Here is a 14,477-nt window from a genome sequence, read left to right as displayed (position 1 = left end):
CTACTCCCTACTCCCTATTCGCTATTCGCTATTCGCTATTCGCTATTCGCTACTCGCCCCTCGCCGTCTCCAAGGAGAACACGCCGATGAGCCATCCGTCGATCCACGCCAAGACCCAGCCCGACAAGATCGCCTACCAGATGGCCGGCTCGGGCCAATCGATCACTTATCGCCAGCTGGACGAACGCTCCAACCAGGGCGCGCAGCTGTTTCGCGCGCTCGGCTTGCCAGCCGGCGGTCATATCGCGCTGCTGTTGGAGAACAGGCTCGAATTCATGGAAATCTGCTGGGCGGCGCAGCGCTGCGGGCTGTACTACACCGCGATCAGCCGCTACCTCACCGAGGACGAAATCCGCTACATCGTCAAAGACTGCGGCGCCCGCGTCGTGATCGCCTCGGCGAAGGGCGCCGACACGCTCGCGCCCTTGATCGCCGAGATGCCGGAGGTCGCCTTCTTCAGCGTCGATGCCGCGCCGCCGGGGTTCCGCTCCTGGCACGAGGCGCGGGCCGCGCAGCCCACCACGCCGATCGCCGACGAGGTGGCAGGCAGCGACATGCTGTATTCGTCGGGCACCACCGGGCGGCCGAAGGGCATCAAGCGCGCCTTCGACAACAATCCGATCGAGCTACCCAACCCGTTCCTGAGAATTCTCTGCGCCGGGATGTGCGGCATGGGCGCCGACAGCATCTATCTGTCGCCGGCGCCCTTGTATCACGCCGCTCCGTTGCGCTTCAACATGATGGCGATCACGCTCGGCGGCACTTCGATCATCATGGAGAATTTCGACCCCGAGGAGTTCTTGGCGCTGGTGGAGACGCACAAGATCACCCAGTCGCAGCTGGTGCCGACGATGTTCGTGCGGATGCTGAAGCTGCCCGACGAGGTCCGTACGCGCTACGACGTCGCCTCGCTGAAAGGCGCGATCCACGCCGCGGCGCCCTGCCCGATCGACGTCAAGGCGAAGATGATCGACTGGTGGGGGCCGATCCTGATCGAGTATTACGCGGGCTCCGAGGGCAACGGCGTCACGGTGTCGAACTCGCAGCAATGGCTCGGCCATCGCGGCACCGTCGGCCGTCCGGTGGTCGGCCAAATCAAGATTTTGGACGACAACGACGAGGAATTGCCGGCGGGCGAGATCGGCACGGTATATTTCGCCGGCGGACCTTCGTTCAGCTATCACAACGATCCGGAGAAGACGAGCCGCGCCTTCAACGCCCGCGGCTGGTCGACGCTCGGCGACGTCGGCTATCTCGACGCCGAGGGCTTTCTCTATCTCACCGACCGCAAGAGCTACATGATCATCTCCGGCGGCGTGAACGTCTATCCGCAGGAGACCGAAGACGTGCTGCTGACCCATCCCGAGATCGCCGACGTCGCGGTGTTCGGCGTGCCCAACGAGGAGATGGGCGAAGAGGTCAAGGCGGTGGTGCAGCCGCGCGACATGGCGCTGGCGGGGCCGGCCTTCGCGGCCGAGCTGATCGCGTTCTGCCGGCAGAAACTGTCGCCGATCAAATGCCCGAAGAGCATCGACTTCGAAGCCGAACTGCCGCGCACCCCGACCGGCAAGCTGGTGAAGCGGCACCTCAAAGACCGCTACTGGCCGAAGCAGAGCGCGGCGGCATGAGACTTGCGCGGCGGTTTCGCTACTCTACGAAGCGTCATCCTGAGGAGCCCGGCGCAGCGCGCAGCGCGAAGCCGGGTGTCTCGAAGGATGGGCCGCGGGCTCGGAGCTGGCCGCGTCGCTCGCGGCCGCATCCTTCGAGGCCCTCGCTGCGCTCGGGACCTCAGGATGACGACGCCGTGGTCGGCAATACGCGCAGAATTAGCCACACAATCAGCGTCATCCTGAGGAGCCCGGCGGAGCCCGCAGCGCGAAGCCGGGTGTCTCGAAGGATGGGCTGCAGGCTCGGAGCTGGCCGCATCGCTCGCGGCCGCATCCTTCGAGGCCCTCGCTGCGCTCGGGCACCTCAGGATGACGACGCTGAAGATCAAGCGCCGCTCACACCACCGGCTCGACGTGCGGCAGCGCGGTGACCAGTTCGCGGAACCGGTTGCCGCGGATTTCGAAATTGCGGAACTGGTCGAACGAGGCGCAGGCCGGCGACAACAGCACCACCGGGTCGACCAGCTCGGAGGCTGCGGCGTCGCGCGCGGCGTGCGGTACCGCGACTTCCAGCGTCTCGCAGATCTCGTAGTCGACCTTGCCGTCCAGCGTGGCGGCAAATTCCTGCGCGGCTTCGCCGATCAGATAGGCCTTGCGGATCTTCGGAAAGAATCCAGCGAGGCTGTCGATGCCGCCGGTCTTCGGCTTGCCGCCGGCGATCCAGAAGATCTCCTCGAACGACGACAGCGCCTTGGCGGCGGCGTCGGCATTGGTGGCCTTGGAGTCGTTGACGAACAGGGTTTCGCCCTGGCGGCCGACCTGCTCCATGCGATGCGCCAGGCCGGGGAAGCTGCGCAGCCCGCGCTGCAGCGCCTCGCGATCGACGCCGAGCGCCAGCACCGCCGCGGCGGCCGCGGCGGCGTTCTGGGCGTTGTGCAGGCCGCGCAGCGAGCCGATGCCATCGATCCGCGCGATCGCCTCGCGCTCGCCGTCGGTGACGCGATAGATCGCGTTGTTTTCGACGACGATGCCATTGGCCAGCGGCCGCTTCACCGACAGCCGCAGCACGGTCTTGCCGTCCAAGGCGACGCGCTCGGCGGCGGTGGCGCTGAAATCGTCGTCGACGCCGACGATCGCGGTGCCGCCGTCCGGCACGCCGGCGACCAGCCGCTGCTTGACCGCGGCGTAGTGCTCGATCGAACCGTGGCGGTCGAGATGATCCTCGGTGACGTTGAGCAGAATGCCGACGCTGGGATCGAGCGACGGCGTCAGATCGATCTGGTAGGATGACATCTCGACGACGTGGACCCGGCCCGCCGCGGGCGGCTCGAGCGACAGGATCGCGGTGCCGATATTGCCGCCCATCTGGGTGTCGAAACCGGCCTGCCGCAACAGATGCGCGATCAGCGCCGTGGTGGTGGATTTGCCGTTGGTGCCGGTGATGGCGACGAACGGCGCATCGGGCGCCAGCAATCTCCGCTCGCGGCAGAACAGTTCGATATCGCCGATCACTTCGACGCCCGCGGCCTGCGCCGCCAGCACGGCCCAATGCGGCGCCGGATGGGTCAGCGGCACGCCGGGGGTGAGCACCAGGGCTGCGATATTGCTCCAGGCGACGCTGTGCAGATCGGCGGTGATGAAGCCGGCCTGCGCCGCCTCGACCAGCCGGTCGATGTTGTCGTCACTGGCGACGACGTCGGCGCCGCCGGCTTTCAGGGCCTGACAGCTCGCCAAGCCGGAGCCGCCGAGACCGAATACGGCAACCGTCTTGCCGGCGAAGGATGTAATGGGGATCACGAAAGAACCTTTCCCGCAACAGGGAGCGCGTCATCCTGAGGTGCGCGCCGCAACTGCGGCGCGCCGCGAAGGAGGCGCGCCATTGGATTGCCGTCGTGCTTCGAGGCGCGCAAGAGCTCGCACCTCAGGATGACGGCAAAATCACGCGGCGCCATCACCGCAGCTTCAGCGTCGAGAGGCCGGCGAGCGCCAGCATCACCGCGATGATCCAGAACCGGATCACGATCTGCGGCTCGGTCCAGCCTTTCTGTTCGAAATGGTGGTGGATCGGCGCCATCTTGAACACCCGCTTGCCGGTCAGCTTGAACGACGCCACCTGCACGATCACCGACACCGCTTCCAGCACGAACAGCCCGCCGATCACCGCCAGCACGATCTCGTGCTTCACCGCCACCGCGATCGAACCCAACATGCCGCCGAGCGCGAGCGATCCGGTATCGCCCATGAAGATCGAGGCCGGCGGCGCGTTGAACCACAGAAAGCCGAGCCCTGCGCCGAGCAGCGCGCCGCACAGCACCGACAACTCGCCGGTGCCGGCGACGTAATTGATCTGCAGATAATCGGCGAATACCGCATTGCCGGCGAGATAGGAGATCAGCCCGAAGCTCGCCGCGGCGATCATCACCGGCACGATGGCGAGCCCGTCGAGGCCGTCGGTGAGGTTGACCGCGTTGCCGGCGCCGACCACGATGAAGGCGCCGAACCCCACGAAGAACCAGCCGAGATTGATCGCCACGTCCTTGAAGAACGGGATCACCAGCGAACTCGACAACGGGTCGCGGCCGAGCCGCACCAGTGCGTAGCAGGCCGCCGCGGCGATCACCGCCTCGATCAACAGCCGCCAGCGGCCGGCGAAGCCGTTCTGGCTGCTCTGCTTGGTCACCTTGAGGTAATCGTCATAGAAGCCGACGAAGCCGAAGCCGAGCGTCACCGCCAGCACGATCCAGACATAGGGGTTGAGCGGATTGGCCCACAGCACGGTGCCGACCACCAGGCCGGACAGCACCATCAGCCCGCCCATGGTGGGCGTGCCCTTCTTGCTGAGATGGGATTGCGGACCGTCGCTACGGATCGGCTGGCCCTTGCCCTGGCGCAGCCGCAGATTGTCGATGATCCAGGGGCCGCACAGGAACACGAACAGCGCCCCGGTCACCATCGCGCCGCCGGTGCGGAAGGTGATGTAGCGAAATACGTTGAACGCCGGAATCGTGCTGGCGAAATCGATCAGCCAATAAAGCATGCAAGCCGCCCTTACACCGCAGCGTCGCTGAGCGCGGCATTGTCGGGATAGCGCCGCTCCAGCGCGGTGACGATGGTTTTCATGCGCGAGCCGAGCGAGCCCTTCACCATGATGACGTCGCCGCCGCGGATCGCGGCGATGACCTGCGATTCGAGAGCGGCCGCATCCTCTGCATAGCCGCCTCGCTTTCCGGTGGAAAGGGCGTCCCACAACTGCCGCATCAGCGGCCCGCAGCAGAATACCGTGTCGATGGCGTTGGCCTTGATGGCTTCGACCAGCCCGCGATGCAGTTGCGGGCCGCGCGGCCCGAGTTCGAGCATGTCGCCGAGCACCGCGATGCGGCGGCCCTGCGGCCCGACCGCCGCTTGGCCGAGCACGTTGATCGCCGCCGCCATCGAGGCCGGATTGGCGTTGTAGCTCTCGTCGATCAGCGTGGCCTCGCCATGGGCGACCAGCAGCGTGTGGCGGACGCCGCGACCGGCGGCGGGCTGAACCTGCGACAGCGTCAACGCCGCCAGCGCCAGGTCGGCGCCGACCAGTTCGGCAGCCGCCAGCACCGCCAGCGAATTGATCGCCATGTGGCGGCCGGGAATGCCGAGCTTGTAGGTGACGTCCTCGCCGAACACCGCCGCGCGCACCGCCGAGCACTCGGGCTGCAGCGCGATGTCTAACAATCGCGCGTCGGCCTTCTCGTCGGCGCCGAACGAGACGATGCGGCTGATGCCGTGCGCCTTGGCGCGTTTGCGCAGCCGCGCGAATTGCGGATTGTCGCGGTTCAGCACCACGGCGCCGTTCGGCTCGAGCCCGGTGAAGATCTCCGCCTTGGCGTCGGCGATCGCCTCGACGCTGTCGAAGAATTCCAGATGCACCGGCTCCACCGTGGTGATGATCGCCACATGGGGGCGCACCAGCGCCACCAAGGGTTGGATCTCGCCCGGATGATTCATGCCGATTTCGAACACCGCGAATTTCGCCGACGCCGGGCAGCGCGCCAAGGACAGCGGCACGCCCCAGTGATTGTTGAACGACGCTACCGAGGCGTGGGTCTCGCCCTGCGCGCCGAACACCGCCCGCAGCGCCTCCTTGGTCGAGGTCTTGCCGACCGAGCCGGTGATCGCGATCACCTTGGCGCCGAGCCGCGCCCGCGACGCGCGCGAAAGATCGACCAGGGCGGCGAGCACGTCGTCGACCAGCAGCAGCGGCGCGTCGGCGGGGAATTTGTCGCGCTGCGCGCGCTCCACCACCGCGAGGCCGGCGCCGGCGTTCAAGGCCGCGGCGACGAACGCATGACCGTCATGAACCTCGCCGCGAATCGCGAAGTAAGCGTCGCCCGGGATCAGCGTGCGGCTGTCGATCGAGATGCCGAAGATCGCGTCGGGCAGCGCGCCGCTCGGCGTCGCGCGCATCGCCTCCGCCATCGCCGAAGCGGTCCATAGGGGCAATTTGCTCATGCGGCGCTCGATGAAAGGGCCGCCGCGGCGGCCTCGTGATCGCTGAACGGCAGCACCCGGCCGCCGATGATTTGTCCGGTCTCGTGGCCCTTGCCGGCGATCAGCAGCGCGTCGCCGCTCTGCAGCGCGCCGATCGCGGTGCGGATCGCCTCGGCGCGGTCGCCGATTTCCACCGCGCCGCCCGCCGCCGCCATGATCGCGGCGCGGATCGCCGCCGGATCCTCGCTGCGCGGATTGTCGTCGGTGACGATGACGCTGTCGGCCAGTCCCGTGGCAATCGCGCCCATCAGCGGCCGCTTGCCGGCGTCGCGGTCGCCGCCGGCGCCGAACACCACGATCAGCTTGCGCTTGGCGTAGGGTCGCAGCGCCTGCAAGGCTTTCGCCAACGCGTCCGGCTTGTGCGCGTAGTCGACGAAGATCGGCGCGCCGTTTCTGTCGCCGACCAGTTCGAGCCGGCCCTTGGCGCCTTCGAGATGCTGGAGTGCCGCGAACACCTGCTCGGCATCGCCGCCGGTGCCGATCGCCAGCCCGGCCGCGACCAGCGCGTTCTCGATCTGGAATTCGCCGACCAGCGGCAGCCGCAGGCCACGCTCGCGGCCGCGGAATTCGACGGTCAGCCGCTGCGCGAAACCGTCGATGGTCGCCCCGATCAGCCGGATGCCGTCCTGGCGATTGCCGTTGCGGCCCACCGTGATCAGCCGCAGACCGCGCGCGCGCGCCGCGGCGATCACCGCTTCGGAATGTTCGTGATCGGCGGAAATCACCGCGGCGCCGCCGTCGATCACCAGATCGGTGAACAGCCGCAGCTTGGCCGCGAGGTAATGCGCGACGTCGGGATGGTAATCCATATGGTCGCGCGACAGATTGGTGAAGCCCGCGGCGGAGACTCTGACGCCATCGAGCCGGAACTGATCGAGCCCGTGCGACGAAGCTTCCAGCGCCAAATGCGTGACGCCCTCGCCGGCGATCTGGTCGATCTCCCGATGCAGCGCGATCGGGTCCGGCGTGGTCAGCGAGCCATAGACGCTGCGTTGCGGGGTGACCAGGCCGATGGTGCCGATGCTGGCGGCGGCAAAGCCGAGCCGCTGCCAGATCTGCCTTGTGAACGCCGCCACCGAGGTCTTGCCGCTGGTGCCGGTGACCGCGGCAATCGTCGCCGGCTGCCGCGGAAACATGCGCGCCGCGGCCAAAGCCAACGCGCGCCGCGGATTGGCCACGCGCACCAGTGCGACGCGATGGTCGGAGTCAGGAAACTGCTCGCCGACGACCGCGACCGCGCCATTGGCAATCGCCTGGTCGATATAGCGCGCGCCATCGGTGTTGGCGCCGGCGAGCGCGAAGAACACCTCGCCGGACAGCACCGCGCGACTGTCCGACGCGACGCCGCGGACCTCGATTTCCGAGGCCTCGGCCGCGATCGCAACATCATCGCTGAAAAGCTCGCGGAGCTTCATATTGATCCAGTCCGGCGCATTCGAACAACCGACGTCCAACGGTCCCGGAGCTTTTAGCGCAACCAGACCCCGGCGCAACCGATTGCGCCGTCCCCGCCGACCTCTTCAACCGGCGGAATCGCCTATTGAGTCGCCTTCGATGCCGCAAGAATGAGGCGGTCGGACGGCGGCAGATCGAAACGCGGCGCGATTCCCAACAGCGGCGCGATGCGGGCGATCACCTTGCCGCCGGCCGGTACTGCATTCCAGCCCGAGGTGATAAAGCCGTGGGTTTCCGGCAGCGCCTTCGGCTCGTCCAGCATCACCAGCACCTGAAACTGCGGATTGTCCGCCGGCAGAATCGCGGTGAAGGAATTCAGCACCTGCTTCTTCGAATAGCGGCCGCCGACCACTTTCTCGGCGGTGCCGGTCTTGCCGCCGATATAATAGCCCTTGGCGATCGCCTCGGCCGATTTGGCGGTGCCGATTTCGGCGTTCAGCCGCATCAAATAGCGGATCTTGTCGCTGGTGTCCTTGCGCACCACGCGCTTGCCGATCTCCAGCGCCTGCTGCTCGGTGCGCTTCAGGAAGGTCGGCGGAATCAGATAGCCGCCATTGACCATCGCATTGATGCCCATCACCGCCTGCAGCGGCGCCACCGCGATGCCGTGGCCGAACGAGATGGTGATGGTGTTGAGCTCGCTCCAACGCTTCGGCAGGATCGGCGCGGCGCTTTCCGGCAATTCGGTGCGCAGCCGATCCATCTGGCCGACCTTCTTCAAGAACGCCTTGTGCGCCTCGACGCCCTGCGCCAGCGCCACCCGCGCCGCGCCGATGTTCGACGAGTAGGTGAATACCTCAGTCAGGGTGATGGCGCGGCCGAGACTGTGGGAGTCGTGGATGGCGAATTTGCCGAAGTGCAGCGCGCCGCGCGCGTCATACAGCGTGTTGAGGTTGGCCTTGCCGGAATCCAGCGCCATCGCCAGCGTCAGGGTCTTGAAGGTCGAGCCCATCTCATAGACGCCGGTGGTCAGCCGGTTGATGCGATCGGGGTCGTGCGCCTCGCGCGGATTGTTCGGATCGAAATCCGGCAGCGACACCATGGCGACGATCTCGCCGGTACGCACGTTCGACACCAGCCCGGACGCCGCCTTGGCGCTGTATTTCTCCTTGGCCTTCATCAGTTCGTCGCGCAAGGCGTGCTCGACCCGCAGGTCGACCGCGAGTTCGACCGGCTTCTGCAGCCGGTCGGAGGCAAAGCCGGCGCGATGCAGGTCGGCGAGCCCGTTGGTGTCGAGCCATTTCTCGATGCCGGCGATGCCCTGGTTGTCGATGTTGACCAGCCCGATCAGATGCGAGACCGCAGGGCCCGACGGATACACCCGCTTGTTCTCGCGCAGGAAACCGATGCCGGGAATGCCGAGCTTGCGGATCTCCTGCTGCTGCAGCGGGGTGATCTCACGCTTCAGCCAGACGAAGCCCTTCTTCGACGACAGCCGCTCGCGGACTTCGGCGGTATCGAGGTCGGGCAAGGTCGCGGTCAACAATTCGACCGCCTCGTCCTGGTCGATGATGCGGCGCGGCTCGCCGAACAGCGACGGCGTCTTGACGTCGGTGGCCAGCACCTCGCCGTTGCGGTCGACGATGTCCGGCCGCGCGGTCGCCACCGCGTCCTGCGCTGCGGCGCGGCGCCCGCCGTGGCTGTCGCCGACCACCGCGATGGTCACCAGTCGGAAGCCGATCACCGAGTAGATCGCGGCGAAGGCCAGCATCGCAAAGCCGACCCGCGCCCGCGCCTTGATCGAGCGGTCGACGTTGCGGCCGTACAGCAAGCCGCGGATCAGCCGCTGCCGCCAGGGCTCGGTGGGCTGCGGCTTGGAATTGGCTTGCATGCTCACCGCCCGACCTCCGGTGCCGGCAACGAGCCGGTGATGATGTCGGGATCGATGGTGTCGATCATCGCCCCGATCGAGTCGGATTCATTCGGATTGGCGAGATTCAGCGGCCGCTCCGGCAGGTTCTTCAAGGAATCGAATTGCGGCGCCGACACCGGCTTCAGCTTCAGATGCCGTTCGGCGAGGCCCTGCAGCCGCAGCGGCGCGTCGAGCTTGGCCCATTCGGCGCGCAACGCCGCGATGGCTTCGCGCTGCTCGCGCACTTCGGCGTGCAGCCGCAGCACCCGCTCGGTGCGCGCGGTGGATTCCATCTTGATCTGGTAGACATAGGCCGCCGCGAACACCAGCGCGCCGATGACGAGGAGATGGAGCAGCCGCATCAGCGCCTCCCCATCACGGCATCGAGCGTCGGCCAGGCCGGCAAATCCTCACCAGGATGGGCCAGCGCCGCGGTGCGTTCGCCGGCGCGCAGCTTGGCGGAGCGCGCGCGCGGATTGCCGGCGAGTTCGTCGGGGCCGGCGGTGATCGGCCGCTTGGTCAGGATCGCGAAGCTCGGCGCCTCTTGGTCGAGTTCCGGCAGATGCCGCGAGCCGCCGCCGGTCTTGCCGCGGGCGTTGAAGAAATTCTTGACGATGCGGTCTTCCAGCGAATGGAACGAGACCACCACGAGACGGCCGCCCGGCTTCAGCACCCGCTCGGCGGCACTCAGCGCCAGATGCAGCTCGTCGAGTTCGCCGTTGACGAAGATCCGCAGGCCCTGAAACGTCCGCGTCGCCGGATGGATCTCGCCTGGCTTGGCGTGCACCACCTTGCCGACGATATCGGCGAGCGCGCGGGTGGTGGTGATCGGCTCAATGGCGCGGGCCGCCACGATGGCGCGGGCGACGGCGCGGGAATGCCGCTCCTCGCCGAAGATGTAGATGATGTTGGCAAGCTCGGCTTCCGAGGCCACCGCGATCACGTCGGCGGCGGAGGGGCCACTCTGCCCCATCCGCATGTCGAGCGGACCGGCGAGCCGGAACGAAAATCCGCGCTCGCTCTGGTCAAGCTGCATCGAGGAGACGCCGACGTCCATCACCACGCCGTCGACCAGGCCCGCGCCCTGCGCGGCACAGACCTCGGCGAGATTGGAGAAGCGATCCTCGACCAGCGTCAGCCGGCCGCCCGATCGCTCGACCAGATCGAAGCCGCCGGCGATCGCGGTGCGGTCGCGGTCGATGCCGATCACCCGGGTGTCGGCAGCCGCGAGGATCAGTCCGGAATAGCCGCCGGCGCCGAAGGTGGCGTCGACATAGACGCCGCCGTCGCGCGGCGCGAGAAGGCCGACGGCCTCCTGGCCCAACACCGGAATATGGCGGGACGGCTCGGTCATCGGCGGCTGCCTGCGGCCGCGCGGGCGCGCAATCCGGGTCGCCCCGAAATATGCGTTGTGCCGCGCCCGCGGCAGCTGCCCCAATCCGACATCAACCAGCCCATTCCACCAGGGATTTCCAAGCCTTGATCCAAACCTCGCCGCCGTCCCGGCGACCGGTGGCAAGGTCGCGCGACCGACCAATCCCGCGCGCGCCACAAGCCTCCGGCCGGTGCGACGTGCAGGCAAACCCGGCGCGCCGCATGGAATTGGACAGGTTGCCATGGCTCGGGCGTCAAAAGGGCCTCGGCCTTGCCCAACCGGGCTCGGCTCTTCAGCATTGAGTAACGTCATTCAGCGTTAAGAAACCGTTGACGGGATCGATCGGATTGGCGGTGCCAAGGTGGGGTCGTGGCGTCCCGACCTGGCCCGGCCGAGGCGGAACGGTAAGCAGGTGATGCACGGCGTCCACACTCCACAGAAAATGGCAAGCCGGCGTCACACACTTATTGCGCGCCGACTCCTCGCTCCGGATAGTGCGACCAAGCAGCCGGTGGGCTGCAGGGCATCGCTGCCGTCCTCCCGCCTGGATTAGGTTGTCCCATGCTCTCAGGTTCGTTCGCGGCCGCACGAGTCGATCCAAAGCGTCGACCTACCCTCCCCGTTCCCAAGGGCGTCGCCGAGATGAAGACATTTACCCCGGATTCCTCGGTGGTTTCCGACGTGATTCCGTCGCCGAACCATGGCGAGCGCAACAAGTCTCGGCTGCCCGACATGATCGTGCTGCACTATACCGGCATGCCCGACGTCGAGGGCGCGCTGGCCCGGTTGTGCCAGGCCGGCACCGAGGTCTCGGCGCATTATGTCGTGCTGGAAGACGGCCGGGTGATCCAGTGCGTGCCGGAATCGCGGCGCGCCTGGCACGCCGGCGTCGCCTCCTGGGCCGGCGAGGAAGACATCAATTCCTGCTCGATCGGCATCGAGATCGTCAACCGCGGCCACGACTGGGGCTATCCGGATTTTCCGCTGCGGCAGATCGCAGCGACCATTGCGCTGTGCCGCGGCATTATCATTCGGCGCGGCGTGCAGGGCCATCGGGTGCTGGCGCATTCCGACGTGGCGCCGTCGCGTAAGAAGGACCCGGGAGAGAAGTTCCCCTGGCAGTCGCTGTCGGATTCCGCGGTCGGACATTGGGTGCCGCCGGCGCCGATCGTGCGCAGCGAGGTGCTGAAGCTCGGCGCCGACGGCGACGAGGTGATGGCGCTGCAGCGGGCACTGGCCGACTACGGCTACGGCCTGACGCCGAACGGCTGCTACGACCCCGCCACCGCCGACGTGGTGACCGCGTTCCAGCGACATTTTCGCCCGCAGCGGGTCGACGGCATCGCGGACGCCTCGACGCTGACGACGCTGCATATGCTGCTGGAGAGCCGCCGCGGCGCGGCGGCGGCGGCCGCCGCGGCGCGGCCGTAACGGCAAGCCTTGACGCGGCGGCGCGAAGCCCGCATGGCTTCTCGGGTCAGTCGGCCGGACGGCCGCTCTCGCTACGGTCGAAAGGCTGCGAGGGAGGAAAGTCCGGGCTCCATCGACATACGGTGCCGGATAACGTCCGGCGGGGGCGACCCCAGGGAAAGTGCCACAGAGAACGAACCGCTCGGCGAAGTCCGCAAGGACGAAGCGGAGTAAGGGTGAAAAGGTGCGGTAAGAGCGCACCGCGTTTCCGGCAACGGAAACGGCAGGGTAAACCCCACCGGGAGCAAAACCGAATAGGGGCGGCAACGCAGAGCGTTCGCGCAAGCGATAACACTGCAGGGCGATGTCAAGCTCGCCGTCCGGGTAGGTTGCTAGAGGCAGCGTGCAAACGTTGTCCCAGAGGAATGGCCGTCGCGTATCGCTCGTGCAAGCGGGCGGTGCCCTCCAGAACCCGGCTTACAGGCCGGCTGATATTTACGAACGAGGGGTTCGGCGCAACACGCCGGGCCCCTCGCCAGTTCGTGCCCTGCGCGCGAACTGGATCCGGCTGTCGGAAGAGATCATGCTCAATCACGCATCGAGAGACTGATCCGCCGATGACCGAGCCGCGCATCGTCGCCACCTATCACATCGCCAGCGACGCGGAGCGCATCGAGCAGCGGGCCTTGGCGCTGGCGATCGAGCAGAGCGTCGAATGTCCGCTGGAGGCGATCGGCGATCCGGCGATCGTCGCCAATATCGTCGGCCGGGTCGAGGACGTCGCCGAGCTGCAGCCGGGCCGCTATGCGGTGCGGATCGGTCTAGCTGCGGCGACCGCGCCGGCCGAGCCTGGGCAGTTGCTCAACATGCTGTTCGGCAACAGTTCGATCCAGCCCGACATCGCGCTCGCCGACGTTGAACTTCCGGCACACTACCTGACCGCCTTCGGTGGGCCACGGGTGGGCCTTGCCGGGATCCGGACTCTGACCGGCGCGCAGAGCCGCGCCCTCACCGCCTCGGCGCTGAAGCCGCAAGGCCTGTCGCCCGCGGCGCTGGCCAGCATTGCTCACCAGCTGGCATTGGGCGGGGTCGACCTGATCAAGGACGATCACGGCCTCGCCGACCAGGCTTTCAGCCCGTTCGCTGAACGTGCGGCTGCGGTCGGCAAGGCGGTGCGCGAGGCCAATGCCGCCCGCGGCGGCCGAACCCTCTACGCTCCCAATATCTCCGGCACGCTCGACGACATGCGCCGCCAGCTCGGCGTGATCCGCGACGAAGGAATCGGCGCCGTGCTGGTGGCGCCGATGATCGTCGGCGTTTCGAACTTTCATGCCATCGTCAAAGAAGCCGCAGGCCTGGTCGTGGTGGCGCATCCGGCGATGGCGGGCGCAGCCAAGATTGCTGCGCCGCTGCTGCTCGGCAGGCTGTTCCGGCTGTTCGGCGCCGATGCCACGGTGTTTCCGAACTACGGCGGCCGTTTTGCCTATTCCACCGCCTCCTGCCTGGCGCTGGCGCAGGCGGCGCGCGATCCGTTTGGCAAACTGAACGCTTGCATCCCGACGCCGGCAGGAGGCATCATGCTGCAGCGCGTCAACGAACTGCTGCGGTTCTACGGGCAGGATGTCATGCTGCTGATCGGCGGCAGCCTGCTCGCCTCGCGCGAGCGATTGACCGAACAAGCGTCACGATTTGTCAATAAGGTTGCGGACTATGGTCAACGATAGAACGACGACGCACGGCGAAACCGAGCCACGGAGCGAACAACCGGGGATCCGCGCTGCGGCCGGTCCCGGCCGATGGCACGACGTCGAGTTGATGGCCTACAAGCCGGACGACGCCGCGCCGTTCCGCTCGGTCACCCGGCAGGTGCTGTTCTCCGATCTGCGACTGGGCTGCGAGTGGCGCTACTTCGAAGTCGCCGAGGGCGGCTATTCCACGCTGGAACGGCACCAGCACGTTCATGCCACGATGATCCATCGCGGCCGTGGCCAATGCCTGGTCGGCGACGTGATCAGCGACGTCGCGGTCGGCGACCTGGTGTTCATCCCGCCGATGACTTGGCATCAGTTCCGCGCCAACGCCGGCGACGTGCTCGGCTTCCTGTGCCTGGTCAACGCCGACCGCGACCGCCCGCAACTGCCGCGCCCGGACGAACTCGCCGTCCTGCGTCAGAACAAGGCGATCGCGTCGTTCATCGGCGCGGAAGCGTAACCACAACGAAGCTCCGACCCTGCGGCGGTCATTCCGGGGC

11 protein-coding genes and 1 other RNA gene are annotated in these 14,477 nt (G+C 67.2%); 5 read left to right on the top strand and 7 right to left on the bottom strand.

Annotation, left to right across the window (positions count from 1 at the left end; all coding sequences use genetic code 11):
• The first annotated feature begins 86 nt into the window (after positions 1-86).
• On the top strand, positions 87-1,628 hold the full coding sequence (locus RPC_RS10955; protein WP_011472646.1) for an acyl-CoA synthetase: 1,542 nt from the start codon (positions 87-89) through the stop codon (positions 1,626-1,628).
• A gap of 375 nt (positions 1,629-2,003) precedes the next feature.
• On the opposite strand, the gene murD is transcribed toward RPC_RS10955, so the two are convergent.
• The 7 genes from murD to rsmH all read right to left on the bottom strand — a co-directional run bounded on the left by murD (position 2,004) and on the right by rsmH (position 10,795).
• Positions 2,004-3,404: a UDP-N-acetylmuramoyl-L-alanine--D-glutamate ligase gene (murD, locus tag RPC_RS10950; RefSeq protein WP_011472645.1), complete on the bottom strand. Its 1,401-nt coding sequence runs from the start codon at positions 3,402-3,404 to the stop codon at positions 2,004-2,006.
• Positions 3,405-3,558: 154 nt separating this feature from the next.
• Positions 3,559-4,644 (bottom strand): phospho-N-acetylmuramoyl-pentapeptide-transferase, encoded by a 1,086-nt coding sequence (gene mraY, locus RPC_RS10945; RefSeq protein ID WP_011472644.1) that lies wholly within the window; start codon positions 4,642-4,644, stop codon positions 3,559-3,561.
• Between the two features lie 11 nt (positions 4,645-4,655).
• Positions 4,656-6,095, bottom strand: coding sequence for a UDP-N-acetylmuramoylalanyl-D-glutamyl-2,6-diaminopimelate--D-alanyl-D-alanine ligase (locus RPC_RS10940; RefSeq protein ID WP_011472643.1), 1,440 nt, complete (start codon positions 6,093-6,095; stop codon positions 4,656-4,658).
• Positions 6,092-7,549 (bottom strand): UDP-N-acetylmuramoyl-L-alanyl-D-glutamate--2,6-diaminopimelate ligase, encoded by a 1,458-nt coding sequence (locus RPC_RS10935; protein ID WP_041801661.1) that lies wholly within the window; start codon positions 7,547-7,549, stop codon positions 6,092-6,094. The genes RPC_RS10940 and RPC_RS10935 overlap by 4 nt, the downstream gene beginning before the upstream one ends.
• 122 nt (positions 7,550-7,671) lie before the next feature.
• Complete coding sequence (locus RPC_RS10930; protein ID WP_011472641.1) at positions 7,672-9,420, bottom strand: peptidoglycan D,D-transpeptidase FtsI family protein; 1,749 nt, start codon at positions 9,418-9,420, stop codon at positions 7,672-7,674.
• 2 nt (positions 9,421-9,422) lie between these two features.
• Positions 9,423-9,803, bottom strand: coding sequence for a cell division protein FtsL (locus RPC_RS10925; RefSeq protein WP_011472640.1), 381 nt, complete (start codon positions 9,801-9,803; stop codon positions 9,423-9,425).
• Positions 9,803-10,795: a 16S rRNA (cytosine(1402)-N(4))-methyltransferase RsmH gene (gene rsmH, locus RPC_RS10920; RefSeq protein WP_011472639.1), complete on the bottom strand. Its 993-nt coding sequence runs from the start codon at positions 10,793-10,795 to the stop codon at positions 9,803-9,805. The genes RPC_RS10925 and rsmH overlap by 1 nt, the downstream gene beginning before the upstream one ends.
• A gap of 582 nt (positions 10,796-11,377) precedes the next feature.
• Here rsmH and RPC_RS10915 point away from each other — a divergent pair.
• From RPC_RS10915 to RPC_RS10905, 4 genes are all read left to right on the top strand, one after another.
• On the top strand, positions 11,378-12,247 hold the full coding sequence (locus tag RPC_RS10915; protein WP_011472638.1) for a peptidoglycan recognition protein family protein: 870 nt from the start codon (positions 11,378-11,380) through the stop codon (positions 12,245-12,247).
• Between the two features lie 46 nt (positions 12,248-12,293).
• Positions 12,294-12,722: RNase P RNA component class A (gene rnpB / locus RPC_RS25280), an RNA gene on the top strand.
• 121 nt (positions 12,723-12,843) lie between these two features.
• A complete protein-coding gene (locus RPC_RS10910; RefSeq protein WP_011472637.1) occupies positions 12,844-13,950 on the top strand; it encodes a RuBisCO large subunit C-terminal-like domain-containing protein in 1,107 nt (368 codons plus the stop codon).
• Positions 13,937-14,437, top strand: coding sequence for a cupin domain-containing protein (locus RPC_RS10905; protein ID WP_011472636.1), 501 nt, complete (start codon positions 13,937-13,939; stop codon positions 14,435-14,437). Before RPC_RS10910 ends, RPC_RS10905 begins: the two co-directional genes overlap by 14 nt.
• Positions 14,438-14,477: the final 40 nt, after the last annotated feature.

This window comes from Rhodopseudomonas palustris BisB18 (assembly GCF_000013745.1).
GTDB lineage: Bacteria > Pseudomonadota > Alphaproteobacteria > Rhizobiales > Xanthobacteraceae > Rhodopseudomonas_A > Rhodopseudomonas_A palustris_F.
The sequence above is the reverse complement of the archived record's forward strand: the minus strand, read 5'-3'. Positions and strand labels throughout refer to the sequence as shown.